The 26637-nt window shown below is 58.4% G+C and carries 28 protein-coding genes and 3 pseudogenes; 14 read left to right on the top strand and 17 right to left on the bottom strand.

The features are described 5' to 3' along the window. Positions 1 to 94: 94 nt before the first annotated feature. Positions 95 to 1450 (bottom strand): heavy metal sensor histidine kinase, encoded by a 1356-nt coding sequence (locus HDC32_RS12350; protein ID WP_184744238.1) that lies wholly within the window; start codon positions 1448 to 1450, stop codon positions 95 to 97. Beyond that, complete coding sequence (locus tag HDC32_RS12345) at positions 1447 to 2127, bottom strand: heavy metal response regulator transcription factor (protein ID WP_184744236.1); 681 nt, start codon at positions 2125 to 2127, stop codon at positions 1447 to 1449. Before HDC32_RS12345 ends, HDC32_RS12350 begins: the two co-directional genes overlap by 4 nt. 158 nt (positions 2128 to 2285) lie before the next feature. Here HDC32_RS12345 and HDC32_RS12340 point away from each other — a divergent pair, with 158 nt between their 5' ends. Beyond that, the gene (locus tag HDC32_RS12340) at positions 2286 to 2807 is read left to right on the top strand and encodes a plastocyanin/azurin family copper-binding protein (protein WP_131698953.1); all 522 of its coding nucleotides are present in this window, start codon (positions 2286 to 2288) and stop codon (positions 2805 to 2807) included. A gap of 66 nt (positions 2808 to 2873) precedes the next feature. Beyond that, positions 2874 to 3704: an NADPH-dependent 7-cyano-7-deazaguanine reductase QueF gene (gene queF / locus HDC32_RS12335; protein WP_131698954.1), complete on the top strand. Its 831-nt coding sequence runs from the start codon at positions 2874 to 2876 to the stop codon at positions 3702 to 3704. Positions 3705 to 3767: 63 nt separating this feature from the next. Here the strand turns inward: queF and HDC32_RS12330 are convergent, their stop codons facing one another. Continuing rightward, on the bottom strand, positions 3768 to 4034 hold the full coding sequence (locus tag HDC32_RS12330) for a DUF4404 family protein (protein ID WP_065928147.1): 267 nt from the start codon (positions 4032 to 4034) through the stop codon (positions 3768 to 3770). A gap of 110 nt (positions 4035 to 4144) precedes the next feature. Beyond that, positions 4145 to 4753, bottom strand: a complete 609-nt coding sequence (locus HDC32_RS12325) for an HAD family phosphatase (RefSeq protein WP_131698955.1) — start codon at positions 4751 to 4753, stop codon at positions 4145 to 4147. Positions 4754 to 4948: 195 nt separating this feature from the next. On the opposite strand from HDC32_RS12325, the gene HDC32_RS12320 reads away from it, so the two are divergent. After that, positions 4949 to 5638, top strand: coding sequence for a VacJ family lipoprotein (locus HDC32_RS12320; protein WP_027604219.1), 690 nt, complete (start codon positions 4949 to 4951; stop codon positions 5636 to 5638). A 61-nt stretch (positions 5639 to 5699) separates the two neighbouring features. On the opposite strand, the gene HDC32_RS12315 is transcribed toward HDC32_RS12320, so the two are convergent. After that, on the bottom strand, positions 5700 to 5996 hold the full coding sequence (locus HDC32_RS12315; protein WP_184744235.1) for a PilZ domain-containing protein: 297 nt from the start codon (positions 5994 to 5996) through the stop codon (positions 5700 to 5702). A gap of 276 nt (positions 5997 to 6272) precedes the next feature. On the opposite strand from HDC32_RS12315, the gene rssB reads away from it, so the two are divergent. Together rssB and rssC are read left to right on the top strand one after the other, a co-directional pair. Next, the gene (gene rssB, locus HDC32_RS12310; protein ID WP_131698958.1) at positions 6273 to 7454 is read left to right on the top strand and encodes a two-component system response regulator RssB; all 1182 of its coding nucleotides are present in this window, start codon (positions 6273 to 6275) and stop codon (positions 7452 to 7454) included. After that, positions 7454 to 7936: an anti-sigma factor antagonist RssC gene (gene rssC / locus HDC32_RS12305; RefSeq protein WP_003172602.1), complete on the top strand. Its 483-nt coding sequence runs from the start codon at positions 7454 to 7456 to the stop codon at positions 7934 to 7936. The genes rssB and rssC overlap by 1 nt, the downstream gene beginning before the upstream one ends. Before the next feature lie 189 nt (positions 7937 to 8125). On the opposite strand, the gene tal is transcribed toward rssC, so the two are convergent. Further along, the gene (gene tal, locus HDC32_RS12300; protein WP_053136503.1) at positions 8126 to 9052 is read right to left on the bottom strand and encodes a transaldolase; all 927 of its coding nucleotides are present in this window, start codon (positions 9050 to 9052) and stop codon (positions 8126 to 8128) included. 308 nt (positions 9053 to 9360) lie between these two features. Further along, entirely contained in the window at positions 9361 to 10347 is a 987-nt protein-coding gene (gene dusA, locus HDC32_RS12295; RefSeq protein WP_184744233.1) for a tRNA dihydrouridine(20/20a) synthase DusA, read from the bottom strand. 270 nt (positions 10348 to 10617) lie between these two features. On the opposite strand from dusA, the pseudogene HDC32_RS32460 reads away from it, so the two are divergent. Beyond that, a pseudogene (locus tag HDC32_RS32460) lies at positions 10618 to 10728 on the top strand (DUF6124 family protein); the annotation flags it as partial. Between the two features lie 55 nt (positions 10729 to 10783). Here HDC32_RS32460 and HDC32_RS12290 read toward each other — a convergent pair. Next, positions 10784 to 10924 (bottom strand): DUF2256 domain-containing protein, encoded by a 141-nt coding sequence (locus HDC32_RS12290; RefSeq protein ID WP_131698960.1) that lies wholly within the window; start codon positions 10922 to 10924, stop codon positions 10784 to 10786. A 305-nt stretch (positions 10925 to 11229) separates the two neighbouring features. Between HDC32_RS12290 and HDC32_RS32455 the strand changes: the two are divergent. From HDC32_RS32455 to HDC32_RS12280, 3 genes and pseudogenes are all read left to right on the top strand, one after another. Continuing rightward, a pseudogene (locus HDC32_RS32455) lies at positions 11230 to 11739 on the top strand (MCP four helix bundle domain-containing protein); the annotation flags it as partial. Between the two features lie 609 nt (positions 11740 to 12348). Further along, positions 12349 to 12870 (top strand): annotated as a pseudogene (locus tag HDC32_RS32450) (methyl-accepting chemotaxis protein); the annotation flags it as partial. Between the two features lie 336 nt (positions 12871 to 13206). Beyond that, complete coding sequence (locus HDC32_RS12280) at positions 13207 to 13455, top strand: CsbD family protein (protein WP_082340961.1); 249 nt, start codon at positions 13207 to 13209, stop codon at positions 13453 to 13455. A gap of 249 nt (positions 13456 to 13704) precedes the next feature. Here the strand turns inward: HDC32_RS12280 and HDC32_RS12275 are convergent, their stop codons facing one another. Next, positions 13705 to 14457: a metallophosphoesterase gene (locus HDC32_RS12275; RefSeq protein WP_131698962.1), complete on the bottom strand. Its 753-nt coding sequence runs from the start codon at positions 14455 to 14457 to the stop codon at positions 13705 to 13707. Positions 14458 to 14653: 196 nt separating this feature from the next. Here HDC32_RS12275 and HDC32_RS32070 point away from each other — a divergent pair, with 196 nt between their 5' ends. Further along, on the top strand, positions 14654 to 14875 hold the full coding sequence (locus tag HDC32_RS32070) for a hypothetical protein (RefSeq protein ID WP_145334831.1): 222 nt from the start codon (positions 14654 to 14656) through the stop codon (positions 14873 to 14875). A 56-nt stretch (positions 14876 to 14931) separates the two neighbouring features. On the opposite strand, the gene HDC32_RS12270 is transcribed toward HDC32_RS32070, so the two are convergent. Together HDC32_RS12270 and HDC32_RS12265 are read right to left on the bottom strand one after the other, a co-directional pair. Continuing rightward, positions 14932 to 15771 carry a lipopolysaccharide kinase InaA family protein gene (locus tag HDC32_RS12270; protein WP_131698964.1) on the bottom strand — a complete coding sequence of 280 codons (840 nt, stop codon included), beginning with the start codon at positions 15769 to 15771 and terminating at the stop codon, positions 14932 to 14934. A gap of 159 nt (positions 15772 to 15930) precedes the next feature. Further along, positions 15931 to 17118, bottom strand: a complete 1188-nt coding sequence (locus HDC32_RS12265; RefSeq protein WP_184744231.1) for an MFS transporter — start codon at positions 17116 to 17118, stop codon at positions 15931 to 15933. A gap of 493 nt (positions 17119 to 17611) precedes the next feature. Here HDC32_RS12265 and mqo point away from each other — a divergent pair, with 493 nt between their 5' ends. Then, positions 17612 to 19258 (top strand): malate dehydrogenase (quinone), encoded by a 1647-nt coding sequence (gene mqo, locus HDC32_RS12260; RefSeq protein ID WP_131698966.1) that lies wholly within the window; start codon positions 17612 to 17614, stop codon positions 19256 to 19258. Positions 19259 to 19343: 85 nt separating this feature from the next. Here mqo and HDC32_RS12255 read toward each other — a convergent pair whose 3' ends face one another. Beyond that, complete coding sequence (locus tag HDC32_RS12255) at positions 19344 to 20057, bottom strand: NADPH-dependent F420 reductase (protein ID WP_205885734.1); 714 nt, start codon at positions 20055 to 20057, stop codon at positions 19344 to 19346. Between the two features lie 50 nt (positions 20058 to 20107). Here HDC32_RS12255 and HDC32_RS12250 point away from each other — a divergent pair, with 50 nt between their 5' ends. Beyond that, positions 20108 to 21004, top strand: a complete 897-nt coding sequence (locus HDC32_RS12250; protein ID WP_184744229.1) for a LysR family transcriptional regulator — start codon at positions 20108 to 20110, stop codon at positions 21002 to 21004. Positions 21005 to 21135: 131 nt separating this feature from the next. Beyond that, positions 21136 to 21465 (top strand): YXWGXW repeat-containing protein, encoded by a 330-nt coding sequence (locus HDC32_RS12245; protein WP_131698969.1) that lies wholly within the window; start codon positions 21136 to 21138, stop codon positions 21463 to 21465. A 7-nt stretch (positions 21466 to 21472) separates the two neighbouring features. Here the strand turns inward: HDC32_RS12245 and HDC32_RS12240 are convergent, their stop codons facing one another. The 5 genes from HDC32_RS12240 to HDC32_RS12220 form a co-directional block, all read right to left on the bottom strand. Further along, complete coding sequence (locus HDC32_RS12240) at positions 21473 to 21844, bottom strand: hypothetical protein (protein ID WP_184744227.1); 372 nt, start codon at positions 21842 to 21844, stop codon at positions 21473 to 21475. A 71-nt stretch (positions 21845 to 21915) separates the two neighbouring features. Then, positions 21916 to 22311, bottom strand: coding sequence for a PIN domain-containing protein (locus HDC32_RS12235; protein WP_184744225.1), 396 nt, complete (start codon positions 22309 to 22311; stop codon positions 21916 to 21918). Beyond that, positions 22308 to 22565, bottom strand: coding sequence for an AbrB/MazE/SpoVT family DNA-binding domain-containing protein (locus HDC32_RS12230; protein ID WP_131699039.1), 258 nt, complete (start codon positions 22563 to 22565; stop codon positions 22308 to 22310). Before HDC32_RS12230 ends, HDC32_RS12235 begins: the two co-directional genes overlap by 4 nt. Before the next feature lie 213 nt (positions 22566 to 22778). Further along, positions 22779 to 24152 carry a nucleotide 5'-monophosphate nucleosidase PpnN gene (gene ppnN, locus HDC32_RS12225; RefSeq protein WP_131698972.1) on the bottom strand — a complete coding sequence of 458 codons (1374 nt, stop codon included), beginning with the start codon at positions 24150 to 24152 and terminating at the stop codon, positions 22779 to 22781. A gap of 147 nt (positions 24153 to 24299) precedes the next feature. Then, positions 24300 to 25124: an aspartyl/asparaginyl beta-hydroxylase domain-containing protein gene (locus HDC32_RS12220; RefSeq protein WP_145334823.1), complete on the bottom strand. Its 825-nt coding sequence runs from the start codon at positions 25122 to 25124 to the stop codon at positions 24300 to 24302. A 309-nt stretch (positions 25125 to 25433) separates the two neighbouring features. Between HDC32_RS12220 and fabV the strand changes: the two genes are divergently transcribed. Then, positions 25434 to 26630 (top strand): enoyl-ACP reductase FabV, encoded by a 1197-nt coding sequence (fabV, locus tag HDC32_RS12215; protein ID WP_184744221.1) that lies wholly within the window; start codon positions 25434 to 25436, stop codon positions 26628 to 26630. The last annotated feature ends 7 nt before the right edge of the window (positions 26631 to 26637 follow it).

Below are 26637 nucleotides of genomic sequence, written 5' to 3'. Positions count from 1 at the left end.
CGCTATCGGGGGCAAGCCCCTCCCACATTTGAATGTATTCACAGATCACAGTGTGGGAGGGGGCTTGCCCCCGATAGGGCCGGCCCGGCTTGCATCAATTTACCTTCGGCAACTCAATCACAAACCTTGTCCACCCCGCCCCGGATTCACAAAAAATCCTCCCACCATGGGCCTGCACAATCGACTGGGTAATCGCCAACCCCAGTCCTGCATGCTCGCTGCTGCCTTCATGGCGCGCCGGGTCGGCGCGGTAGAATCGGTCGAACAACCTCGGTAGCACGTCCGCTGGAATACCTTCCCCGCTGTTCTCTACCGTCACTGTCACGCCCCTTACGCCTTCAACCATCCGCACGCGCACTTGGCCGCCGGCCGGGGTAAACCTGAGGGCGTTATCCAGCAGGTTCGACAGGGCTCGGCGCAGCATGCCGCGATCGCCGGCTGTTTGCGCGCTGCCTTCGCGTACCAGCGAGACCTGTGCGTCTTCTGCCAGCAACGCGAAAAACTCCAGCAACGTCTCCACTTCATTCGCCAGCGCCAACGGCTCGCACTTGGGTATCAGCAAGCCGTGGTCCGCCTTGGCCAGGTACAGCATGTCATTCACCAACTGCGCCATCCATTGCAGCTCTTCCAAGTTGCTGTGCAGCGCTTCGCGGTAATCCTCCAAGGGGCGCGGTTGGGTCAGGATGACTTGGGTCTGGGTCAGGAGGTTCGACAGAGGCGTGCGCAGTTCATGGGCAATGTCGGCGGAGAAGGCCGACAGGCGTTGGAATGCATCGTCCAAACGCCCCAGCATGGCATTGAAGGCCTGGGCCAGTTCGGCCAATTCCGCCGGCATTTGCTGTTGAGGCAGACGCTGGGTCAAGGAGTGGGCCGAAACACCGGCAGCCACTTCGCCCATGCGCCGCAACGGGCGCAAGCCACTGCGTGCAGCCCAGGCACCGAGCACGGCGGTGGCGAGGGCGGAGAGACCGACGGTGAGCCAGATCAAATGCTGCATGCGTTGCAGGAAGTGCTGGTGGTGGGTGATGTCGAGCACCAGGCTGAGTTGCGGCGAGTCGGGTTGGCCCGCCATCAGCGGCACGTTGTAGACGCGGTAGTCGGTCCCGGCGTTTTGCAGGCTATGCAGTCCAGGGCCCTCGGGCAGTGTGACGCCGGGCGCATCATCAAGCCAACGCTGGCCGCCTGCGGTTATACGCAGGGCGAGTTCGGGCTGGCGATTGAGCTCCACGCGCAACTGTTGCTCGCGCTGGGCAAACAACGCAGGCGAGTTGACCCCCTGCAAGGTACTGCGCAGCGCTACCAACTGGCTGTCGAGTTGCTGCTGGTCCAATTCAATGAAGTGCGCCTCGCTGGCACGGTTAAAGAGTACGCCCGCAAGCAACGAGACCACCGCAGTGCACGCTGCAAACAGCAGGGCCAGGCGGCTGGCCAGGGACAGACGCTGGATCAATGGCTCCGCTCCTCCAGTACATAACCCATGCCGCGCACGGTATGGATCAGTTGGGTGGGGAAGGGATCGTCGACTTTCAGGCGCAGACGCCGGATCGCGACTTCGATGATGTTGGTGTCACTGTCGAAATTCATGTCCCACACCTGGGAGGCAATCAGCGACTTGGGCAGTACTTCGCCCTGGCGGCGCAGCAGCAGTTCCAGCAGGGAGAACTCCTTGGCGGTGAGGTCGATGCGCTGGCCCTCCCGTTCGACGCGGCGGCGGATCAGGTCCAGGCGCAGGTCGGCCAGTTGCAGGGCGGTTTCCTGCGGCGTACTGCTGCCACGGCGCAACAGGCTGCGTATACGCGCCAGCAGTTCGGAGAAGGCGAAGGGCTTGACCAGGTAATCGTCGGCGCCCAGTTCCAGGCCATGCACACGGTCTTCCACGGCATCCCGGGCGGTCAGAAACAGCACCGGGATCTCCAGGCCGGCACTGCGCACCGCTTGCAGGATTTGCCAACCGTCGCGACCGGGCAGCATCACATCCAGGATCAACAGGTCATAATCGCCGGTCAGCGCCAGGTGCTGGCCGCTGGTGCCGTCGGCCACAAGTTCGGTGGTGAAACCAGCCTCGGCCAGGCCTTGGCGCAGATAGTGGCCGGTTTTCGGTTGGTCTTCGACGATCAGCAATTTCATGGGCGGCTCTTGGCAACAGTTAACGAGGGGGCTTTATACCTTGGGGGCCAGGGGAAGGGCGCAACCTGACAAAGTTGTAATCTAGCAGTCAGCTGGCTGGCAGCGGCGCACTCTTAGAGTGCTGTCCAAGCAGATTGCACACTTTTTGGAGAATCGAGATGGCATTGCGTACACCCCTGTTGTTGGCGGGCTGCCTGTTGGCGTTGAGTTTCGATGCCATGGCGGATGCGGCCCATACCTACGCGTTCGGCCAGCCGGCACCGACTGAAAAGGCCACGCGTACTGTGGAAGTGACGCTGCAGGATATTTCCTTTTCGCCCAAGTCCCTGGACGTCAAGGCCGGTGAGACGGTGCGCTTTGTACTGATCAACAAAGGTCAGTTGTTGCATGAATTCAACCTCGGTGACGCGGCGATGCACGCCGAACACCAGAAGGAAATGTTGCAGATGCAGGCCAGCGGCATGCTCACCTCCACGGGGATGGGCAAGATGGATCACAGTGCCATGGGCCACGGTGAAATGGGCGGCATGAAGCACGACGATCCCAACAGCGTATTGGTGGAGCCCGGCAAGACCGCTGAGCTGACCTGGACGTTCACCAAGGCCACCGGCCTGGAGTTTGCCTGCAACCTCCCCGGTCATTACCAGGCGGGCATGGTCGGCAAGCTGACCGTTGAGTAAGGCGTTTCTTAAGGGCGGTGGCAAAGGCTGGTAGACTGGCGCGGTTTATTTAGCCAGGTTTCCGCCATGCATCCCGCAGCCGAACATTCGCCGCTGGGCAAGTCCAGTGAATACATCTCCACCTACACCCCTTCGTTGCTGTTCCCGATTCCACGCGCCGCCAAATGGACCGAGCTGGGCCTGAGCGCCGAGACCCTGCCGTACAAGGGCGTGGACTTCTGGAACTGCTTCGAGTTGTCCTGGTTGCTGCCGTCGGGCAAGCCGGTGGTGGCCATCGGTGAGTTCAGCATCCCGGCCGACTCGCCGAACATCATCGAGTCCAAGTCGTTCAAGCTGTATCTCAACTCGCTCAACCAGACCGCGTTTGCCGATGTGCAAAGCCTGGAAGCGACCCTGCGTACCGACCTCAGTGCCGCCGCCGGCAAGCCTGTTACCGTGCGTATCCGCAGCTTGGCCGACATTGAGGCCGAAGGCGTGATGGCGTTGCCGGGCGTGTGCATTGATGATCTGGATATCAGTGTCAGCAACTACGAACACCCACGCCCGGAGCTGCTGCGTTGCGATGACTCGCGCATTGTCGAGGAGAGCGTGCACAGCCACCTGCTCAAGTCCAACTGCCCGGTCACCAGCCAGCCCGACTGGGGCAGCGTTGTGGTGGAGTACCGCGGTGCGGCGTTGGATCACGGGAGTTTGCTGGAATACCTGGTGAGCTTTCGCCAGCACTCGGATTTCCATGAACAGTGCGTGGAGCGCATTTTCCTCGACCTGCAGCGTTTGCTGAAGCCGGAGAAGTTGACGGTGTATGCGCGCTATGTGCGGCGGGGTGGGTTGGATATCAATCCTTACCGCAGTACTGAGGATGTGGCGTTCCAGAACGTGCGCCTGGCCCGTCAGTAAGCAAAGGTGGGAGGGGGCAGGCCCTCTCCTACCTTTTGGTTCTGCGCCAGGCTTGGGTTCGGGTCAGATCCCCATGTTGCCCAAGGTGATCATGATATTGCGCAGTGTCCCGGAAATCACCGGGTGCTCAGCGTCGAACTCTATGGCAGCTTGACTCACATCGTCGGAAATACTCGGCGTCTGAGTGGCCGGTTCAAGTTCAAGTTGCAATTCAAACTTGGCAATCAAGGCTTGCAGCGCTTCACGTTTTTCTTCCGACAGCGGGGGTTCCTGTTCCAGCTGCCCGCGCAGGATCTCGACCTGTTCTTCCAGTTTTTTGCGATCAGGCATGACGTTCTTCCTTTTATCGATAGGCACTGGCATAGACCACGGCACGCCGTGAAAGGTCTACGGGGTGACCTGTAGATTAATCCACGGGCGCCGACTGTGCATGATCTTGATCAGGGCTTCTCGCCTTTGAGCTGGCGCAGGCTGATGTCGGCCAGGCAGGTGCCGAGTTCCCCGAGGTGATCGATCACCGAGTGTACCCCCAGCCCATAGAGCTCAACGGTGGCTTTGCCGCGCTTGTGCTCGCGTTCCTTGTCGCTCAGCGCCTGCCACTGCTCAGGCGCCAGGCCGCACAGCGAACCACAGGACGCCAGGCCAATGGTCCACAAACCGGCATTCAACCCCGATTGCAGCAAGCGTGGTTCGCCGCTGACCAGTACGCAACCTTCCAGGCGTTCAATGTTGAGTTCCATCAAGGCTTGCCAGCACGCATGAGGGGCGGGCCAGCGGATCGATGAGGGGGATGCGGCCTTGAGCCAGCCGGGCAGTACGGCGGCCAGTGGTGTGGTCACCGAAGGCGGCAGTTCATCCAGCCAGGCACAGGGGATGCCTTGTTCCTTGAGGCTGCGCAGGATTTTCAGGGCGCCGGGTGTGGCTTGGGAGTGCAGGGAGGGTGAATCGGTGCGCGCCTGGGAACCAAAGTCCACCAGGCAACCACTCAGGCCAAACAGAACGGCAGTCAAGGCGGGCGCGTTGGCGATGGCTATCTCGGCGTGAGGCATGTCGACATCCCTGAAATAGCTGTGACGCTATCGGGGCAGGATGACAAGTAGATGACAGGCGGGTTAATTGTAGGAAAATTGTCCATTTGTGTTAGGACGATTCCTAGAAGCTGCCTAATTGGACACTTCCGTCATATACTGACGGCCTTATTCAGGGCATAGCGCCCATGACAGACCATTCAAGGAGCAAAAGCTATGCGCTGGAGCCACTACTTCGCTCAGCTGTCGGTGTGTGCCACTGTCCTGCTGGCGCCTTTCGCTGCACAGGCTGCATCGGAAGATGATCCATGGGAAAGCGTCAACCGCCCGATCTTCACCTTCAACGACACCGTTGATACCTACGCCCTCAAGCCATTGGCCCAAGGCTATCAGTGGATCACCCCGCAATTTGTCGAAGATGGTATCCATAACTTCTTCCGCAATATCGGTGACGTCGGCAACCTGGCCAACAACGTGCTGCAGCTCAAACCCCACAATGCCGGGGTCGACACTGCGCGCTTGCTGGTTAACACCACCTTCGGCGTGCTGGGCTTTATCGACGTAGGCACCAAAATGGGGCTGCAACGCAGTGATGAAGACTTCGGCCAGACCCTGGGTTACTGGGGCGTGGGCAGCGGTCCCTACGTGATGATCCCGCTGCTGGGCCCGAGCACCTTGCGTGACGCGCCGTCCAAATACGTGGACAGCTACACCCAACCGTACCGCTATATGAACGATATCGGCTGGCGCAACAGCACCATGGGCCTGAACATCGTTGACACCCGTGCCAGCCTGCTCGACAGCGAGAAGCTGATCACCGGCGACAAGTACACCTTTATCCGCAATGCTTACCTGCAGAACCGCGAGTTCAAGGTCAAGGACGGCAAGGTCGTCGACGACTTTTAAGCTGTGATGTTTTGAAATGAAAAAAAGGCGACTTGGCGGTCGCCTTTTTTGTGCGCGGGTTTCAGCGCATTTTCAGGATCTTAAGCCCCAGTTGTTGCCCGTCGCTCGCCGTTTTGGTCCAGACCACTTCCGTGTCAGCCTCCAGACCCTTGAGCGCCGCGTGCTCTGAATCAATGCGCACGGTGAGCAGGTCCCCCACGGTGAACTGGCGCGGTGCCTGCACCTGCATCCCGGAGCTGGAAAGGTCCACACAAACCCCGGCAAACTCCTGGCCTTCGTGGAGCAACGATACTTCGGCATCCACCCGCATGCGGATGAAATCGCGTTTTTCGGCGTAGTCGCGCTCGTGTTCACCCATCGGTTCCATCCTTACTTTGTGTTGTGGTCTTGGCTGTTCTTATAACTCCCGGTGATTTGCGATGTAAAGACGCCCGGCGACCATCGGCATGAGCTTGAAACCCCTGGCGGATGGGAGTACCGTCTGCGCCTTAGAAGGGCACCTCTGCTTTACGGTTGTGCATGGGAAAAATCCCATTGCGTTGTAGGACAGAGAGGCTAGAAAGCGAATCCAGTACGTGAGTCCGGCCATTGCCGAGCCGCCTACGCCAACCTAATTCTGGCGCCGTTTGCCCACATGCAAAAAACCAGTGCCACGCTGCTGATAATCGATGACGACGAAGTAGTGCGCGCGAGCCTTGCGGCCTACTTGGAAGACAGTGGCTTCAGCGTCCTGCAGGCCAGTAATGGCCAACAGGGTCTCCAGGTATTCGAGCGCGACCAGCCCGACCTCGTGATCTGCGACCTGCGCATGCCCCAGATGGGCGGCCTGGAGCTGATTCGCCAGGTGACTGAGCTTGCCCCGCAGACGCCGGTGATTGTCGTGTCCGGTGCGGGCGTCATGAACGATGCCGTCGAGGCGTTGCGTCTGGGCGCTGCCGACTACCTGATCAAGCCCCTCGAAGACCTGGCGGTACTGGAGCACTCTGTGCGCCGCGCCTTGGATCGTGCGCGCCTGCTGGTAGAGAACCAGCGCTACCGCGAAAAGCTCGAAACCGCCAACCGCGAACTCGAAGCCAGCCTTAACCTGCTCCAGGAAGACCAGAACGCCGGTCGCCAGGTGCAGATGAACATGCTGCCGGTCAGCCCCTGGAGCATCGACGAATTCCAGTTTGCTCACCAGATCATCCCGTCGTTGTATCTGTCGGGCGATTTTGTCGATTATTTCCGTGTAGACGAGCGTCGTGTCGCGTTCTACCTGGCCGATGTCTCCGGCCATGGAGCTTCCTCTGCTTTTGTCACCGTGTTGTTGAAGTTCATGACCACACGGTTGTTATTCGAATCCAAGCGCAATGGCACCTTGCCGGAGTTCACCCCCTCCGAGGTGCTGGGCCACATCAACCGAGGCCTGATCAGCTGCAAGCTGGGCAAGCACGTGACGATGGTGGGCGGCGTGATTGATGAAGAAACCGGTCTTTTGACCTACAGCATCGGCGGTCACCTGCCGATGCCTGTTTTATACACTCCCGACAGTGTGCGTTACTTGGAAGGGCGTGGTCTGCCCGTAGGCTTGTTCAATGAAGCCACCTATGAAGACCACATCCTGGAGCTGCCGCCGACGTTCAGCCTGACGCTGATGTCCGATGGCATCCTGGACCTTCTTCCAGAGCCTACACTCAAAGAGAAAGAAGCCGCCTTGCCCCAAAAGGTCAAGTCGGCGGGCGGCAGCCTGGATGGCCTGCGGCAGGTTTTTGGATTGGCCACGCTAGGGGAGATGCCGGATGATATCGCCCTATTGGTGTTGAGCAGGAATCTTTGATGAGTACCGGAAGAATCCAATTCGCCGAGCAAGACGGGACCTTCGTCCTGAAGTTTGTCGGTGAAGTGCGCCTGACCTTGTGTTCGGCGCTGGATGCGACGATTGAGCGGATTTTCACGGCGTTGAATTTCTCGGCGATCGTGATCGATCTGACCGAAACCCGCAGCATCGATAGCACCACCCTTGGGCTGTTGGCCAAGTTGTCCATTCTGTCTCGGCAGAAGGTTGGCCTGCTGCCGACCGTCGTCACCACCCACGAAGACATCACCCGTCTGTTGCAGTCCATGGGCTTCGACCAAGTGTTCAACATCGTTGATCGCCCGATTCCGTGCCCGGAGTGCCTCACCGACCTGCCGTCCCAGGACCAGTCCGAGGAAGTCGTACGGGTCAAGGTGTTGGAAGCGCACAAGATCCTGATGGGCCTCAACGAGTCCAACCGCGAAGCTTTCCACGACCTCGTCAACGCCCTCGAGCGTCACTGATCCGTCTGTCGAACACATGCCAATTGTGGGAGGGGGCTTGCCCCCGATAGCGCCGTGTCAGTCAGCACATTCATAACGGACTCACCGCTATCGGGAGCAAGCCCCCTCCCACAGTTGAACTGAGATCGGCTTGAGACAAAAAAAGGGCGGCATCCTCACAGATACCGCCCTTTTTGCCGCCTCCGCCGTTTACAGCTTGGCGGACAACAGTGCCTCAAGCTTCTCCTGGTCCCGAGCAAACTGACGAATCCCCTCCGCCAGCTTCTCAGTCGCCATCGCATCCTCGTTGGACTCCCAACGGAACTGCGCTTCAGTCAGATGCACCCGCGCTTCCCCGGCATGCCCTGGCGACAACTTGCGCTCCAGCTTGCCTTCATCCGCCGCCAGCTTCTCCAGCAGGTCCGGGCTGATGGTCAGGCGATCACAGCCGGCCAGCTCTTCAATCTGGCTCAGGTTACGGAAACTCGCACCCATCACCACGGTCTTGTAGCCATTAGCCTTGTAGTAGTTGTAGATGCGCGTCACCGACTGCACGCCCGGATCATCAGCGCCGGTGTAGTCGTTGCCATTGGCTTTCTTGTACCAGTCGTAGATACGGCCTACGAACGGTGAAATCAGGAACACGCCGGCTTCTGCGCACGCCACAGCCTGGGCAAACGAGAACAGCAGGGTCAGGTTGGTCTGGATGCCTTCTTTTTCCAGCTTCTCCGCCGCGCGGATGCCTTCCCAGGTGGACGCGATCTTGATCAGCACGCGGTCACGGCTAACCCCAGCTTTGTCGTACAGGTCGATCAGACGGTGCGCACGCTTGAGTACGGCGTCAGTGTCGAACGACAGACGGGCGTCCACCTCGGTGGAGATGCGCCCCGGTACTACTTTAAGGATCTCTTGACCCACGGCCACCGCGAAACGGTCGCTGGCCAGGCCGACATCGCCGTTGCAGTCCTGCACACACTCATCCAGCAGCTTGGCATAGCCCGGAATCGACGCGGCCTTGAGCAGCAGGGAAGGGTTGGTAGTGGCATCTTGGGGCTTGAGCTTGGCGAGGGTAGAAAAATCGCCGGTATCAGCTACGACAGTAGTGAATTGCTTGAGTTGTTCCAGCTTGGAAGTCATGGGCGTGCTCTGTCCTATGGGTCTGATGACATTACCCGAGCGCCGACAGGCGCTCAAGGGCGCAAATGCGTTCGATCGTTTGCGAGGGCAACAACCTGAAAACAGCCGTTTGAATGCCCGGCCGTACTGCTGAATAGGAGGCCAGAACGGCCGACAGGTTCAACCCAACTGCCCGATGTAGGATATCGCCTTCATGCCAACTGAGGCCCTCCCTGGCACACACCGCACCAAATGTGGGAGGGAGCTTGCTCCCGACGGCAGTATGTCAGCTCATCCAATAACCAACTGACCCCCTGCAAGCTATCCCATCAACGCCCTTCCAACAAAGCTCCAGCCTGATCCAGCAATGCCAACGGATCCGCAGCCTTATGAATATCCACCGACAACAACTGCCTGAATCTGCGCGCCCCAGGAAAACCGGTGCCCAACCCCAACACATGCCGCGTAATGTGATGCATCGTCCCGCCGGTCTCCAAATGCTCAGCAATATAAGGCCGCAACTGCGCCAACGCCTCAGCTCGGCTGATCACCGGCGCTTCACTGCCAAACAACTGCTGATCCACCTCCGCCAGCAGATACGGATTGTGATAAGCCTCCCGGCCCAGCATCACCCCGTCAAACGTCTGCAAATGCTCCTGGCACTGCTCCAGCGTCTTGATCCCGCCGTTGAGAACAATTTCCAGCTCGGGGAAGTCCCGCTTCAACTGTGCCGCTACGTCATAACGCAACGGCGGAATGTCGCGGTTTTCCTTCGGTGACAAGCCCTCAAGAATCGCAATCCGCGCATGCACGGTAAAACTGGTGCAGCCGGCGTCCTTCACCGTCCCGACGAAATCACACAGCTCGGCGTAACTATCCCGACCATTGATCCCGATACGGTGCTTCACCGTCACCGGAATCGACACTGCATCACGCATCGCCTTCACGCAATCGGCCACCAGGGCCGGGTGAGCCATCAGGATCGCGCCGATCATGTTGTTCTGCACCCGGTCGCTCGGGCAGCCGACGTTCAGGTTCACCTCGTCGTAACCGGCGGCTTCGGCCATACGGGCACAGGCGGCCAGGTCGGCGGGGACACTGCCGCCCAGCTGGAGCGCCAGAGGGTGCTCGGCTTCGTTATGGCGCAGGAAGCGATCGTGGTCACCGTGGAGGATCGCGCCAGTGGTGACCATCTCGGTGTAGAGCAGGGCGTGCTTGGAGAGCAGGCGCAGGAAGAACCGGCAGTGGCGGTCGGTCCAATCCATCATCGGTGCGACGGAAAAGCGGCGGGAGAGGGGAGCGGTTTGTGGGGGCATTGGGAATCTGAGTCAACGAGGCGAATGGTGGGCAGTTTATCAGGGATGCATCGTGGGTGTAGGGGAGGCGTGGTATGCGCCCGAAGTGTATGCGGGTAATTGTGGCATGTGAAATTCGTCTCTGAGGATCTGAAGGTGGTCATTGCGCGGTATATCGTAGTCGGTGTCGATTACGCGCTGCGCCCTTTTTCCAGGCGGAAGCGTAGGCGCTTCACCTCAATGATTCTGAAATGAGACGCGGCGCTTCTGTTCTCGTCTGCTTGGGCGGCATCCCAGCGCTCCATCGCTTTGGGCATTCAGCAACTGATCGAGTTGAGCTCTCTGCTTGTCGACCGAGCTCAAGAGCAAGTCGAAGCGACGTCCAGCACGGCCACAGCCTGACACCCGACCCTGCCGCCTTACCCCAAGAAGGCGGCAACCTGACCCCCCTTTTGGCTCAGCAGTTAGCAGGCTTACTGCGTCGGCAGCGCTCAGAGCAATAACGAACCTCCTCCCAGCAGCGCGTCCATTTCTTCCTCCAAGTGAAGGGAAGGCCGCAGGTAAGGCAGGTTTTTACTGGAAGCTCACTCTTTTTCAAAATTGTTCACCTTCAACTGCCTTGCGGGTACCCACGTGGCGATCTAATGACCGTTGGCTTTGCGACCTCCCTCATTAGCTCCTACTGCCATAGCCGCGCAAAAATGCTCTAAGTAAATCGCGAGGCCACTGCAGAACATACGCATCATGATGATAGCTATACGCTATCATGGCGGTGCGTATTGCTAACTGGATGACCTTTCTGCGTCGACGTATCGTCAAGGCATCAAGCGTAATGGGCTGGTAGTACCGTTCGCTTCTTCCAAATCAACAAAGGCCTGTACAGGTCATATTTTCGAGCTAGCCATGAAGAAAACGCTGTCGTTGGCCACACGCATAGGGCTTAGTTTCGCAGCCATCCTGGCGCTGCTCATGTTGATAACCGCCATCGGCATTCACCGCGTTGCGTTCATTGACTCCACCTTGGAAGACGTCAGCGAAAATGCCGCCAAGGTGCAGCGCTATGCAATCAATTTTCGAGGCAGTGTCCATAACCGAGCCATCGCTATTCGGGATGCTGTGCTGGTGACGACTGATACGGATTTGGCAAAACACTTATCGGAGGTCACAGCCTTGGAAAAGGCCTACTCCGACTCGGCGGCTCCAATGGATCAGTTGTTCAAGGGCGCAAGCGTAACAGGCGAGGAGGTTCGATTACTGAGCGCTATCAAGGACATCGAACAACAAACCCTTAACTCCACCAGGGCGGTAATCTCCCTGCGCCAAGCGGGTGACATACCTGGAGCTCAGGCGCTGCTGATGCGTCAAACGTCTTTGGATTACAGTGAGTGGCTGAAACGCGTCAATGCACTGATCGACTACGAGGAAGCATCAATCAAGGCAAAGCTGGGCGCAGTGCAGGCAACCGCCAGTCAGTTCAGTACGCTGATGCTTATAGCGACAGGTATTGCTTTGCTGCTGAGCATCACGTTGTCGGCTGTAATTATTCACTTCGTTAAATCCACGCTGGGTGCTGAGCCCACAGACGTTGCATTGGCCATCGAGCGACTGGCAGCTGGTGATCTGAATCAGACGATTTCCACAGATTATCCCGGCAGTGTGATGGGCGTCCTGAAAAACGCGCTAGGCCATCTCGGAGAGACTATTCAGCAAGTACGTAAGGCGGCCCAAGAGGTCAATCACTCCTCCACCCAGTTGTCTGCCGCATCATCGGCTAACAATGAGCAGACCAGCTTACAAACCCGCGAAGCCGAGCAGGTGGCCGCAGCCATAATGCAAATGGCGGCGACGGTTAATGAAGTATCTGGATATGCCGCGCAGGCAGCTGACGCCTCCCGGTTGGCTGATACTGAAGTGGGAAGTGGGAACAAGCTGGTTGCAAGTACCACGCTTGCCATTGAACAGTTGGCAGTAACGCTTGAGCAAACCACTGCTACCGTGAACCAGGTGTCCAAACACAGTGAAAATATCGCGTCGGTGATCGACGTCATCAACGCTATCGCCTCGCAAACCAATTTGCTTGCCTTGAACGCTGCCATTGAGGCAGCGAGAGCTGGGGAGCACGGGCGTGGGTTTGCGGTGGTAGCTGACGAAGTACGTTCTTTGGCCAATCGTACACAGCAGTCGACCGAGGAAATTCGGGAGATGATCAGTACGCTGCAATTGGGTACCGAAACGGCATCCCAAACTATGCGCGATAGTTGCGAGCTAGCGAGCCAAACGGTCACACAAACCCGCAGTGCGCAGCATGCATTGGCAAGGATCAGCGAGCAGGTTGCCGCAATCAGTCATATGAACGCCCAGATCGCGAGCGCCTCCGTGCAGCAGAGTAGCGTGACCGATGAGGTCGCTGAAAATATCAACCGCATTCATGGTTCGACTGTTGAGTCTGCCAACGGCGCGCGCCAAGTGGCGGCAGCTAGCATCGAGCTATCAGGTTTGGCGGATCGTCTTACCGCTAAAGTGGCGTTCTTCTCTGCGGCTTAGTGGATTCAGGACAGCTTTTCACTGCTGCACTGACGTCTATGCGCGACTGCTGGGCTACTCAGAAGTTTAACTGGCCACGCAGGATTCTCGGTCGAAGTAAGACAGAACATGCCAACTTATCTTAATGGGGCTGCTACATGGAGTCTTGCTGAGGGCGTCTGCATGCCGTCAGCGGGGGCTGTTTCCTTCAAGTTTTCGAGTTAATGATAGCTGGCCACCAGTGAGCCTCATCAACTTTGAACTAATCATTACCAGAGTCTCCCTAATGCCGTGAAGGTTGCCTCAAGCCCAGGTTTATTCTGGGTTACTCAATCACACACGAAGGTTTGGTGAATCATGAAGAGCGAACAGGTAGAAGGTGTTGTTGAAAAGGTTGCCGGCAAAGCGCAGAGCGCAGTTGGGAAACTGTTTGGTGATTCGAAGCTGGAAGCTGAAGGTGCTGGTCGGCAAGCAGCTGGACAGCTGACACAAACCTATGGCGACGCACTGGACAGCGTATCTACATTCGTTAAAGAAAAACCAGTTGCGGCAATCGCGATTGGTGCAGTTGCCCTGTTGGTTCTAGACCGTCTTTTTCGTCGCTGAGTGAGGAAGAAGGGACGTTCCGACAGGGGCGCTCCCTTTTGCGTTTATTCACCCCCGCCCCCTAGATTTTTCCATCAGCGGGCTTCTGGGGCGCGGGCAGGTATGCACGACTCAATTCCATCCGCGCACCGCGTCTGAATTACTACGAGGCTATTGGACCACTTAGCTCGTGGAAATGGACACTGGAGGGGCTGTCCCCCAGCATAGAGTCATAATCCCTTAGGGAAATATTTGCTCACGTTCAAGTAACTACTGCGAGCTGACGCCGAGAGCGTCATGCAATGAATGCATGCTCACATGCGCAACCTCTCCACTTTCCATCTCTATCAAACTCAACGCGCCGTCCGAAAAAGAACAACCTGTATCGATATAAACGACATTGCCCAATGCGTGCACATGAGGGACTGTCGAGTGGCCCACATATAACCTATCCAAACCTGTGATCGGTGCTAGGTTTTGCTGCTCTATTTTTTCCCTGGCATAGAGTGCGGTTTTCAACGCTAGTTGTTGCGTGGTTTTCCCTCGCACTCCACTGATAGCGTCTTTGGCGTCTTGCCAACTATGGGTAGCACATGAAAGAAACGCTTCAGCATGGACGATGCCGACTTTTCGACCATCCGCTAAGCCGATCTCAATCATTACTGGGAGCGTTTGCAGTGCGTTGTAAATCTCGCTCTGGACACTGGGTGACAGCGCGTAAAGCCACGCTCCGCCGTTTCGTGTGTGCCTGTTGATGTCGCCACGACCGCAGAGGCAATCAAGAAGCATCTGTTCGTGGTTACCGCGTACGCCGTAAAACCAGGGTTCGCTGAGCCACTTCAATACGTCTATAGAGTCAGGGCCTCTATCAATAAGGTCGCCCACACAAAACAAGCGATCCTGTAGTGTGTTGAAGTTTACTTTTTTCATGAGTGACGCGAGTAGCTTGAAATGCCCGTGAATATCACCCACCACGAAGTCGCGGCCCTTTGGGTTGGATTCAAATACTTCGATGGTGTACATGTTCAGGGCTTCGATGGGGTGGACATTGACGGACTATATCATTGCCAACGCCTCCGAAAACCTGGCATCCCCGCCAAGGCGGCAACCTGAACCCTCCCTGACAGCCAGCAAAGTTTCATAATTCCCTACACCGTTGAGGTCTACGATCTTGCTCAAGAGAGGCCCCCCGCGCCTCCAGCTCCTAGGGAACTGAAAAATGATCTCGAACCTCGTCAAAGTCGCGATGATTGCTGGCACGTTGCTGTTGGGTGCTTGCTCATCGGGTTCGTCCGGCGCGAGCAGTGACCCTTGCTTTTCAGGCGGATGCCAGGCGTTTGGGGACCACAGCCCCAGCAAGGCCGCAAAGATGAATTTTGGCGGCAGTGGGCTGGGGAGTAGTTATGGGGAGTATGGGTCGGGGCTGTTGCATGATGATTGATGGCGCATCGCATATAGCCCGGCGGGGCAAGCGCCCTTGTCGCTGGGGGAGGTGAGTCAGCCCGTTACCACAACCCCTTTATGGAAAATCTCGCGCCTGGCGCGGCGGCTGATGTTTTCATGTTTGCTTGACGTGTAGATTTCGTCAAAGCGAGCGCGATCAACGCCGTCGTAGTTGCCAAGTTCTTGCAGCACCCTCCGGTCGTAATCCTCTTCGATCATGAACCGGAAAATCTCCCGCCTATAATAGAACCCAAATTGAAACGCCAGCACCTCGGACAAGTAATCCGTTGGCGAGAGAAAGCAGTTTTCCAGGTCGATGGCCTTGGCGTGCGTCGGCTGCTCCAGGTTGATCATCACATTGTTTGCCCAGAAGTCCATGTGCACTACGCCTTTGCTATGCAGGCAGCGCAACAGTTTGAACGACGCGGTGATCAGGCTCTGAATGTCACGCTCCTGCTTGAGCCATTCCAGGCCATTAAGGTAACCCTCCAGCATCTCGGTAAAGATGAAGAATTCCTGGATCAGGCCAAGCGCTGACTTTCGGTAACCGAACCCATACAAGCCAGCAATCGGTGCACCGCGTTTCTGGGCGCCGAGGGTGTTGATGACCTCTTCGACCGGCCAGTCAAACGCACCGTCTCGCTTGGCGCGCCCGAAAGTCACTCGCAATTTGGGTCTGAGGCTGTCCAGCGGCTGGGATTTGGCGAACAGGGTGGCTTCCTTCCCTTTGAGCGGTGCGCTGATGCGGTCTGTCAGTTGGTGTCGCGTGTCGATCAGGTCCTGAATCGCCTGCTGCGTTCTGTGGTCGGTGGGAGCGATGGTGAAGATTGTCGCGTTGCGATGAGTGAGTGTCATCGGAAAACTCTGCAATACACCTGTGTCAGGAAAGCTCACAGCACGTCCTTGTCATTTGGAATAAACATGACGGACATGTTACAGCTTGTGCTTATTGGATCCAACCTGAACCTTGGCTGAACGGAAGTAAAACAGCCTCCATTACACCGATTGTTCGCTGTTCCTGACGATTGAAGTGTGCTTACAGGCCCGGGGCGCTTAATGCCCTCCCTGCATTCGCCGTGCTATCAAGTAGATGCCGAGCCCAACCAGCGCCGTGGCTGCGCCTATGTAGCCGGTGCTGGTCCAGCCGTATCCAGCTGTAATCGCCATCCCGCCAAACCACGGCCCCAGTGCGTTCGCCAGATTGAACGCCGCGTGGTTCGATGCCGCTGCGAGGCTTGGCGCTTCGTGGGCGATGTCCATCAGACGGATCTGCAACGGCGCGGCCAACGACACCATGGTGCCCACCAGACCCATGCTCAGCAGCACGCCCCATAGCGAGGACGCCGCGAGGGGGAAGAACAGCAACACGGCCATCGACCACACCAGAATCCAACCCACCGCGCGAAACTGCATGCGATCAAACAGCTTGCCGCCGGCGATGTTGCCGATAATCCCGCCCACGCCAAACGCTGCCAGACCAAATGGAATCCACTGCGGCGACACTTTGGTCACTTCCAGCATGGTCGGCGCCAGGTAGCTGAACACGCAGAACATGCCGGCAAAACCGATGGCACCAATCGACAGGGCCATCCACACCTGGGGTTTGGTGAAGGCGCGCAGTTCCTTGCGTGGGTCGCTGCGTTGTTCGTCGTGGCGATGGGGCACGAATTGCCAGACCAGGGCGATGGTGCACAGGGCGATCACGCTCACCAGTGCAAACGCCGAGCGCCAGCCCAAGTGCTGGCCGAGGAAGGTGGCGATTGGGTTGCCGAGCAGCATTGCGAGGGTCAGGCCCATCATCACCCGCGCTACGGCGCCGGCGCGTTTGTCGTTGGGCACCATGCTCGAGGCGACCACCGCGGCAATGCCGAAGTAGGCGCCGTGGGGCAGGCCGCTGATAAAGCGGAACGCCACCAGTGAGCCGAAGGTCGGGGTGAAGGCGGTGGCGAGGTTGCCCAGGGCATACAGGCCCATCAGCAACAGCAGCATATGTTTGCGCAGCAGCTTGGCGCCGAGGATGGCCAGCAGTGGGGCGCCGACCATCACGCCCAATGCATAGGCGCTGATGGCGTGGCCGACTTGGGGTTCGCTTAAACCCAGGTTCTGGGCGATGTCGGGCATCAAACCCATGATTGCGAATTCGCCGGTACCGATAGCGAAAGCGCCCACGGCCATGGCAGCTTCCATTTTTGCGGCGCTGCGCGCGGGCAGCACATGCCCGGGAGTTTGGTGGATAGACATGGATCGCTCTGTGTTGAAGGGTGATACGGGGGAAAGCCGCCGATGCTACGCAAGCAGCGACGAAGGTGTCTAGAACAGCCTTTTTTGGCAGAGTTCAGTTTCATTAAACACCCTGTGACCCCACGTCACGCTTGCCACGCTTGACATCCGCGCGTTAAAACCCGCGATTTAGAACTGTCAATTGGCCAAACGACGCATAAACGCCGTTTAGCGTGATATTCTGCGCGCCGTCTTGGTCTAGTCTTTCCTCGGTACGTACATCCGTATACGTCCCGGCGGTTGGCTGTCGCCCAGGTAGCTGAAGCCAATAATGATAAGAAGTCAGCGCAGAAGGGACATAAAAGTGAGGTCGATACGTCGGCCTTGTGTGCCCACCCTGCGGTCCCCGAGTGACTGTGCAAACCCCGCGGTGCGTTGCCTGGCGCAGCGTGATTGAGGGTTGCCCATGATCAGGGGCGGTGGGGCGGATGGCGTTTTATCATAGGTGCTACTGATGTTTAAAAAAGTAAACACTGCCCTGCTGGGGCTGGCTTTGTCGATGGGGATCACGTCCGTTCACGCGGAAGAGGCAAAGAAAGTCGATGTGCTGCTGATCGGCGGCGGCATCATGAGTGCAACCCTGGGTGTCTGGCTTAACGAACTGGAGCCGGGCTGGTCGATGGAAATGGTCGAGCGTCTCGACGGCGTCGCCGAAGAAAGCTCCAACGGCTGGAACAACGCCGGTACCGGTCACTCGGCCCTGGCTGAGTTGAACTACACCCCGGAAGACAAGAACGGCAACGTTGAGATCCCGAAAGCGGTCGAGATCAACGAAGCGTTCCAGATCTCCCGTCAGTTCTGGTCCTGGCAGGTCCAGCAGGGTGTGCTGAAGAACCCGCGTTCGTTCATCAACGCCACACCGCACATGAGTTTTGTGTGGGGCGATGACAACATCAAGTTCCTCAAGAAGCGCTACGAAGCCCTGCAAGCGAGCCCGCTGTTTGCCGGCATGCAGTACTCCGAAGACCCGGCGCAGATCGCCAAATGGGTTCCGCTGATGATGGAAGGGCGTGACCCGAACCAGAAAATCGCGGCTACCTGGAGCCCGCTGGGTACCGACATGAACTTCGGCGAGATTACCCGCCAGTTCGTCGCTCACCTGCAAACCACGCCTAAGTTCGACCTGAAACTGTCGAGCGAAGTGCAGGACATCACCAAGAACGCCGACGGCTCGTGGCGTGTCAGCTACAAAAACCTGAAAGACGGCACCAAGACTGAAACCGACGCCAAGTTCGTGTTCATCGGCGCCGGCGGCGGTGCACTGCACCTGCTGCAAAAGTCGGGCATTCCTGAGGCCAAGGAATACGCAGGCTTCCCGGTCGGCGGCTCGTTCCTGGTGACCGATAACCCAACCGTCGCCGAGCAGCACCTGGCCAAGGCCTACGGCAAGGCTTCGGTTGGCGCGCCACCGATGTCGGTTCCGCACCTGGACACCCGCGTGCTGGATGGCAAGCGCGTGATTCTGTTTGGCCCATTCGCCACCTTCTCGACCAAGTTCCTGAAAGAAGGCTCGTACCTGGACCTGCTGACCAGCACCACCACCCACAACATCTGGCCAATGACCAAAGTCGGTATTCGTGAATACCCACTGGTCGAGTACCTCGCCGGCCAACTGATGCTGTCGGATGACGACCGCTTCAAGGCGCTGCAAGAGTACTTCCCGAACGCCAAGCAATCCGACTGGCGCCTGTGGCAAGCCGGTCAGCGCGTGCAGATCATCAAGCGTGACGAAGAACAGGGCGGCGTCCTGAAACTCGGTACCGAAGTGGTCAGCTCCGCCGACAACACCATTGCAGGCCTGTTGGGTGCATCGCCAGGCGCGTCCACCGCGGCTCCGATCATGCTGACCGTGCTGCAGAAAGTGTTCAAGGACAAGGTCGCGACCCCTGAGTGGCAGGCAAAACTGCACCAGATCGTACCGAGCTACGGCACCAAGCTGAACGACAGTCCTGAGGCTGTTGCCAAGGAATGGGCCTACACCGCCAATATCCTGCAACTGCCTGCACCGCCCGCGATTCCGCAACAGGCTGCTCCTAAGGCCACCGAGGCCGCCAAGCCTGCGGCTGAGCCGAGCAAGCCGGCGTCTGACCTGGCGCTGTAAGCTGCTGGCGAGGCCCTGAGTCAGGACCTTACCGCTAACAAAAAGCCCGCTGAACCGGTAACGGTCAGCGGGCTTTTTTATGGGGTCAAGTGCGAGAGCGCTCGACAGGCGGCAGTTCAACCGTACGCTCGGCGGCGGCCAGCGCTGCCTTCAAGCCAGCCTGGTCCAGCGCGACGCAATAGGCAGGCTTGCCGCGTTCCAACCGCCAGCTCTCATCCAGGCTACCGGCATCCACGGCGTCGAAACCCAATTCGTCGAGTAGCGTGATGACGCGTGCCTTCGCTGCGTCGTCATCCGCTGCCACCGGCAACGCTCGGCGGTCGGGTGCACCGTGGGGGCGGGCGTCCTGCGTCAGGTCGGGAGCGAAGATCGCGTTGAACACTTTCACCACATGTGAATGGGGCAAATGCTCGGCGAGCAACCGGCTGGTAGTGGTTTCAAAGCGATCCAGTACCGGGATATGGCCGTCGCGGTTCGGGTAATAATTATTGGCGTCCATCACGGTCTTGCCCTCCAGCCATTGCGCCGGGACGCTGCGGTAATGCTCCAGGGGGATCGCCACGAGCACCACATCGCCGAATTTGGCGGCGTCGTCGGCACTGCCCACCTGCACGCCGAGTATGCCGCTCACTACGCTGCTCATGGTGTGGGGGCCACGGGAGTTGCTCAACATCACTTCGTGCCCGGCCGCCAGCGCCAGTTGGGCCACGGCGCGCCCGATAAAGCCTGCTCCAATAACACCAATCTTCATGGTCTTGCTCCAATGAATGGGGGAGCGGTTATGATGATTGGCAACCAATCGGCGATAAATAGTCGTTTTGGTGTGGATGTTGTTACTGGGAGTAGGGAATGATGGATCGCCTGTCGAGCATGAATGCCTTTGTGATGGCTGCAGAGTTGGGCTCGTACGCGCGGGCTGCCGAGCGCTTGAGCATATCGCCGCAGATGGTGGCCAAGCATGTCACCGCGCTGGAGCAGCGCCTGGGCGCTCGCTTACTTAACCGCACCACACGAAGGCAAAGCCTGACGGAACTGGGGAGCGCGTACTACGAGCGTTGCAAACATATCCTGGTAGAAGCCGAGGCTGCCGATTCACTGGCGCAGATCATGAACGACACACCGCGCGGCAAGCTGAAAATCACCGCTCCCGTCACCTTCGGTTCCTACAGCCTGATGCCGTTGATTACCGGGTTCCTGCGCGACAACCCGGATGTGGAAATTGACTTGCACCTGACCGACCGTTTCGTGGACCTGGTGGAGGAGGGCTATGAAGCCGCTTTTCGTATCGGCCCCCTGGCGACCACGGGTCTGACAGCCAGGCCACTGGCACCTTACCGTCTGGTGGTCTGTGCTTCGCCGGAATACCTGGCGGCACGTGGTACCCCGAAGGCCCCGGCGGATCTTGAGCATCACGAATGCCTCGGCTACGCCTTCTGGTCGCGGCCGGTAGACCGCGAGTGGGTACTTTACGACGGGGCGACCCCACACAAGGTTCAGGTCGCCAGCCGTTTGCAGATCAACGAAAGCCGCGCCTTGATGTCGGCTGCGCTGGATGGTTTTGGCATCGTGCTCGGTTCGGAGGACTTCTTGCGCGAGGCGTTGGCCAGAGGCGAATTGGTGAGAGTGCTGCCGGACTTTGAAGCGCCGAGCCGGCCGATGCACCTTGTCTACACGGCGAACCGCCAGCGTACGGCCAAGCTGAGACGTTTTGTCGAAGCGGTGTTGAGAAGCTTCGGTCACCCTTGATGCGTGCTGCTTCAGCAATCCGACAGACACAACCTGTTAAAAAAGTACCCAGGCCTGAGCAGGAGCACGGCTGAAACACGGGGGCATTTTTACCGGTGCAGGTGTTGGGCGATAACGCCCGAGGGGGTTGTATGTTGTTACGTTACGCGGCATTAGCGGCAGTTGTGGTCGCGGCGTCCGGGTGTGTGCAGGAGCGCGTGGTGCATGAGCGACGGCCTGTACAGCGTGAATATGTCGAGGTGGTTGCGCCACAACCGCCGCCGGCCCAGATCATCGAAGTCGAGCCTGCCGTACGTGAAGGTTACATATGGTCACGTGGTTACTGGCGCTGGGAAGGCGGGCGCTACGTTGCTGTACACGGCCATTGGGAGCCGGTGCGCGAAGGCTATCGTTATGTGCATCCGCATTGGGTGCAGCGCAATGATGGTTACCACTGGCAGGTGGGTGGCTGGGTTCGTTGAACCCCGACTAGGAGGGCTTCTTTGTACCCAGGAGCCGTACTTCCCGCAGCAGCGCGGCACCGAGTTGATCGGTGCCCAGTTCCTTGTATCCCACGGCCTTGACCTCTCCATTCTCTTCGGCCTGGATGATGATCACCGGTGTCTCTTTGCCGCTGGCTTCGTCGATGTGAAAAGCGTATTGGGGAATATCCACCTTGATCGGCGTACCCGCCGCTTTGCCTTTCACATTGATCAGGAACGCTGCGCAGCCGGTGTCGACATCCACACTGGTGGCAGAGCGCCCGCTGACGAAGCAACTCTTCGGCAGGTCGGGCCAGATGATCTCGGCCAGGGCGAGGGACGGCGTCAGGGCCAGGGCAGCAAGAAGAAGCGTGCGCACGTGGGGCTTTCTCTCGAACAGGGATTAGCGCGACTTTTACCAAAGCCTGCCCGTCGCCGCAATGTTCCGGCTCAGCCCAGACGCTTCATGCCCGCTGCCTTGGCCGCATTGAGGTCAAAGGTGGCGGTGTATTCGCACCCGGCGGCGTGGGCGCAGCGCTCTATCAGGCAGTCGGCGAAATCGGCGTTGTTGGCCGTGAACCGTCGAAGCGCCTGCCAGATGACTTCGGCATGTTCGATGGTCAATTCACGGGTGCGCAGCAGGGTTTCCAGAACGACGACGATGTCATTTTTGGCGGATTGGTAGCAGCTCTGTAATACCCACACCAGCTCCACCACGGAGACCAGGCTGACAAACCCTGGCGAAAGTGTGGTGAGGGACTCGATCAACTCGGATGCCTTGGGGGATTGAACGGGATCATCCTGGGTGACGTAGCGCACCAGTACATTGGTATCCAGTCCGATCATCCAGCCTTCGCTCCCTGCGCTGCGATGGCGCGGTTCATGTCGTCAATGGACACAGCCCTGGCAGGCTTCTGGATCAACCCCTTGAGATCATGGACAGTCTTGCTCGCTGCAATGATGGAAAACTTGCCATCTTCCGTTTCGACGAACTCGACGCGGTCGCCTGTTTCCAGGCCAAGTGCGGTCCTGACTTGGACGGGGATGGTGATTTGCCCTTTTGAGGTAAGTGTGGCGGTCGCCATAGTAAAGATCTCCAACATGATGCTCCTTACCTTAGGGTAAGGAATGGTGGAGGGCAATATCCGTTGGTCCATAGGTCGCTCTTCAGGTGGGGTGAGTCGGCCTATAAAAACTAGTCCGAACTCAGTCCTGCCGCACGCTTACCCACGCCGCAAAGCAATACAAACTATGACCGACCGCCAGTTGAAGCCTGGCGGCTGTCATCAAGCGCGCGGCAGTGCCGGGCTAGCTCACTGCACCACGCGATAGCACGGTACATACGCCGCGCCGCCCGGCAACTTCATGCGGTGCTGGGCGACAAACGCCTGCAACAGCTCATCCAGTGGCTTCATGATGGCCGGGTCGCCGTTGATCTCGTACGGGCCGTGTTGTTCGATCAGGCGAATGCCCTTGTCCTTGACGTTACCGGCCACGATCCCGGAGAACGCCCGGCGCAGGTTGGCCGCCAGCTCATGGGGCGGCAGTGCGTGGCTCAGTTGCAGGCTGGCCATGTTTTCGTGGGTCGGGTCGAACGGGCGCTGGAAGCCTTCGTCGATCTTCAGCAGCCAGTTGAAGTGGAACGCGTCGTTGCGCTCACGGCGGAACTGCTTCACCGCCTTGAGGCCGGCAGTCATCTGGCGGGCCACTTCGGCCGGGTCGTCGATGATGATCTGGTAGTGCGCCTGCGCGGCTTCACCGAGGGTGGCGCCGACGAAGGCGTGCAGTTGTTGCAGGTACGGCGCGGCTTGTTTCGGCCCGGTGAGAATGACCGGGAAGGGCACGTCGCGGTTGTCCGGGTGCATCAGGATGCCCAGCAGGTACAGAAACTCTTCAGCCGTGCCGGCGCCGCCGGGGAAGATAATGATGCCGTGGCCAACGCGCACGAAGGCTTCCAGGCGCTTTTCGATGTCCGGCAGGATCACCAGTTCGTTAACGATGGGGTTCGGCGCTTCGGCAGCAATGATGCCCGGCTCGGTCAGGCCCAGGTAACGCCCGCCGGTGATGCGTTGCTTGGCGTGGGAAATGGTCGCACCCTTCATCGGGCCTTTCATCACGCCAGGGCCGCAACCGGTGCACACGTCGAGGCTGCGCAGGCCGAGTTCGTGGCCGACTTTCTTGGTGTATTTGTATTCTTCGGTATTGATCGAGTGCCCGCCCCAGCACACCACGATCTTCGGCTCCACGCCCGGGCGTAGCGTGCGAGCGTTGCGCAGCAGGTGGAATACGTAGTCGGTGATGCCCTGGGAGTTGCTCAGGTCGATGCGCTGGCTGTCCAGTTCGTTCTCGGTGTAGACGATGTCGCGCAGGGCGCTGAACAGCATTTCGCGAGTGCTGGCGATCATTTCGCCATCGACGAAGGCGTCGGCGGGGGCGTTCAACAACTCCAGGCGCACGCCACGGTCCTGCTGGTGGATGCGCACTTCAAAGTCTTTGTAGGCGTCGAGGATGGTCTTGGCGTTATCGATATGCGCGCCGGTGTTGAGGATCGCCAGGGCGCACTGGCGAAACAGAGTGTAGATGCTGCCGGTACCGGCTTCGCTCAGTTGCTGGACTTCACGTTGGGACAGGGTTTCGAGGCTGCCCTTGGGGCTGACGGAGGCATTGATGACTTGGCGTTGGGGCATTCTGATTCCTTGAAAACGCAGCCACCGCACCTGTCGAGGTGCGATGACGTGAGAATGGTGGGCGCAGGTTAGAGCGCACGAGCCGGATATTTACCTCAGGCGCAGGGCCGAGCGCAAATACCGTCCAATACCATCATGCCGCAGAACTTACTCAATCAGCTTCCAGTTTTTGTAGAAAACTCGCCGCAGGGTAAAGACCATCCCGGCAAACCCCGCGATCACGGCGTTAAGCACCGACGGCAGTGGCGTAGGCCGTACGATGTCGATAAACAGGCAGTAACGCTTGGCGTCGTTCTTGTTGAAGGACGCATGCATCAGCGTGTCATCAAAAATAAACAGCGGGTCGTCATGCCAGTAGTGCTTGTGCTTTCCGACCTGGATGTACACGCCGTCGTGATGGGGTGCCGGTGCCATGTTGTAGAGCACGCGGAACATCATGCGCAGCGGGCCGAAGTGAAAAGACGTCGAGCGGTTTTCGTTGAACACCGACACGCCGATGGTTTTCACGAACGGCAGTTTTTTGCGCAGTTCAGGAATATCCAGGGTGGTTTCGATCGGCCGCCCGTACCACTGGAAAAACAACATGCCGCGTTTCTTCTCGGCCATGCGCTCGTCCAGGTAACCGATGATTTCATCCTTGTGGACCATGGCGTCATCGAGCACCTGTTGCAGGTCTGCACGCCAGGCGGGCGGCAGGTCGCGCATCGTATAAAGGTGACGGTTGCGCGAGCTCAGCAGGTCGAACAGGGTGTTGAACGGTGCCAGCAGCCAAGTATTGCGGCCACTGCCGATAAAGTATTTTTTGAAGGTGGGCTTGTCATACAGGCCGTTACGCAGGAAGTCGTAAACGCCGCACACCAGTACCAGGCAGAGGAACACCAGCGTGGTTTCGGGGAACACATCGATAATCAGCAACACGCCGAGTACCCAGGCGACCGATACCGCTTTCTTACGCAAAGCAGACTTGTTCATGCAACTCAGCTCCAGAAGGACGCCATTCGACAGGTCCGGATCCGTGGCTGCGAGTGGTGGGGTTTTGAAACATAATGAAACATCTTCGTCATGATAAGGCGTTCAGCAGCGGATTGGCGTTTTAAATAGTGCGAAATTGTGAAGGCTCGACACAGTCTTTAACCCTGGTGGGCTCGTGTGGATTGGATTTTGTAAACAGAAGATTTGCGACTATCGTGACGCTTCGGTTTTTCGGACGTCATAGACCGGTACGATTGAAGTTGAATGGCCACCATTGGCCTTCGGCACCTTGGAAGAGGCAGAAATTTTATGATCATCAAACCGCGGGTTCGTGGCTTTATCTGTGTGACCGCTCACCCTGTTGGCTGTGAGGCGAACGTCAAGGAACAGATCGACTACGTAACTGAGCACGGCGCCATCAACGATGGCCCGAAGAAGGTGCTGGTCCTCGGCGCTTCCACCGGCTACGGCCTGGCCGCGCGCATCAGTGCTGCGTTTGGCTGCGGCGCCGACACCCTGGGCGTGTTTTTTGAGAAAGAAGGCGAAGAAGGCAAGCTGAGTTCCGCCGGCTGGTACAACAGCGCTGCGTTCGAGAAGTTTGCCGTCGAAAAAGGCCTGTACGCCAAGAGCATCAATGGCGACGCGTTTTCCGACGAGATCAAGCGCCTGACCATCGAAACCATCAAGAAAGACCTGGGCAAGATCGACCTGGTCGTCTACAGCCTGGCCGCGCCACGCCGCACCGATCCCAAGACCGGTGAAGTCTACAACTCCACCCTCAAGCCAATCGGCAAGGCTGTGACCCTGCGCGGTATCAATACCGACAAAGGCGTCGTGGTCGACACCACCCTCGAGCCTGCGACCCAGGAAGAAATCGACGGCACCGTGAAAGTCATGGGCGGCGAAGACTGGCAGCTGTGGATCGACGCCCTGCGTGACACCGACGTACTGGCCGAAGGCGCCAAGACTACCGCGTTCACCTACCTCGGTGAGAAGTTGACCCAGGACATCTACTGGAATGGCTCCATCGGCGAAGCCAAGAAAGACCTGGACAAGAAAGTCCTGACCCTGCGCGACAACCTCGCTGCACTGAAGGGCGACGCCCGCGTGTCGGTACTCAAGGCGGTGGTCACCCAGGCCAGTTCCGCAATTCCGATCATGCCGCTGTACTTGTCGTTGCTGTTCAAAGTAATGAAAGAGCAGGGCACCCACGAAGGCTGCATCGAGCAGGTCTACGGCCTGTTCAAGGACAGCCTGTACGGCAGCGAACCGAAGCTTGACGCCGATGGTCGCTTGCGTGCCGACCTGGCTGAACTGGAACCGAAGGTTCAGGACGCCGTGGCGGCACTGTGGAACCAGGTCACCGACGAGAACGTCAACGAGATCAGTGATTTTGCCGGCTACAAGGCTGAGTTCCTGCGCTTGTTCGGCTTTGAAGTCGAGGGTGTGGATTACGAGGCTGACGTCAATCCGACCGTGAAGATCAACGGCTTGATCCAAGCGTAAATGATGT

It is taken from the genome of Pseudomonas sp. JAI120 (assembly GCF_014207255.1).
GTDB lineage: Bacteria > Pseudomonadota > Gammaproteobacteria > Pseudomonadales > Pseudomonadaceae > Aquipseudomonas.
Note: the sequence above shows the minus strand (reverse complement) of the source record. Positions and strands in the feature narration are given on the sequence as shown.

Coding starts and splice junctions, on each gene's coding strand:
- ppnN (WP_131698972.1), bottom strand. CDS start 24,152: ATGCCCCAACGCCAAGTCATCAATGCCTCCGTCAGCCCCAAGGGCAGC.
- HDC32_RS12345 (WP_184744236.1), bottom strand. CDS start 2,127: ATGAAATTGCTGATCGTCGAAGACCAACCGAAAACCGGCCACTATCTG.
- HDC32_RS12315 (WP_184744235.1), bottom strand. CDS start 5,996: ATGGGTGAACACGAGCGCGACTACGCCGAAAAACGCGATTTCATCCGC.
- rssB (WP_131698958.1), top strand. CDS start 6,273: ATGCAAAAAACCAGTGCCACGCTGCTGATAATCGATGACGACGAAGTA.
- tal (WP_053136503.1), bottom strand. CDS start 9,052: ATGACTTCCAAGCTGGAACAACTCAAGCAATTCACTACTGTCGTAGCT.
- HDC32_RS12250 (WP_184744229.1), top strand. CDS start 20,108: ATGATGGATCGCCTGTCGAGCATGAATGCCTTTGTGATGGCTGCAGAG.
- HDC32_RS12320 (WP_027604219.1), top strand. CDS start 4,949: ATGCGCTGGAGCCACTACTTCGCTCAGCTGTCGGTGTGTGCCACTGTC.
- HDC32_RS12280 (WP_082340961.1), top strand. CDS start 13,207: ATGAAGAGCGAACAGGTAGAAGGTGTTGTTGAAAAGGTTGCCGGCAAA.
- HDC32_RS12220 (WP_145334823.1), bottom strand. CDS start 25,124: ATGAACAAGTCTGCTTTGCGTAAGAAAGCGGTATCGGTCGCCTGGGTA.
- HDC32_RS12275 (WP_131698962.1), bottom strand. CDS start 14,457: ATGTACACCATCGAAGTATTTGAATCCAACCCAAAGGGCCGCGACTTC.
- fabV (WP_184744221.1), top strand. CDS start 25,434: ATGATCATCAAACCGCGGGTTCGTGGCTTTATCTGTGTGACCGCTCAC.
- rssC (WP_003172602.1), top strand. CDS start 7,454: ATGAGTACCGGAAGAATCCAATTCGCCGAGCAAGACGGGACCTTCGTC.
- HDC32_RS32070 (WP_145334831.1), top strand. CDS start 14,654: ATGATCTCGAACCTCGTCAAAGTCGCGATGATTGCTGGCACGTTGCTG.
- HDC32_RS12245 (WP_131698969.1), top strand. CDS start 21,136: ATGTTGTTACGTTACGCGGCATTAGCGGCAGTTGTGGTCGCGGCGTCC.
- queF (WP_131698954.1), top strand. CDS start 2,874: ATGCATCCCGCAGCCGAACATTCGCCGCTGGGCAAGTCCAGTGAATAC.
- HDC32_RS12340 (WP_131698953.1), top strand. CDS start 2,286: ATGGCATTGCGTACACCCCTGTTGTTGGCGGGCTGCCTGTTGGCGTTG.
- HDC32_RS12235 (WP_184744225.1), bottom strand. CDS start 22,311: ATGATCGGACTGGATACCAATGTACTGGTGCGCTACGTCACCCAGGAT.
- HDC32_RS12325 (WP_131698955.1), bottom strand. CDS start 4,753: ATGCCTCACGCCGAGATAGCCATCGCCAACGCGCCCGCCTTGACTGCC.
- HDC32_RS12330 (WP_065928147.1), bottom strand. CDS start 4,034: ATGCCTGATCGCAAAAAACTGGAAGAACAGGTCGAGATCCTGCGCGGG.
- mqo (WP_131698966.1), top strand. CDS start 17,612: ATGTTTAAAAAAGTAAACACTGCCCTGCTGGGGCTGGCTTTGTCGATG.
- dusA (WP_184744233.1), bottom strand. CDS start 10,347: ATGCCCCCACAAACCGCTCCCCTCTCCCGCCGCTTTTCCGTCGCACCG.
- HDC32_RS12265 (WP_184744231.1), bottom strand. CDS start 17,118: ATGTCTATCCACCAAACTCCCGGGCATGTGCTGCCCGCGCGCAGCGCC.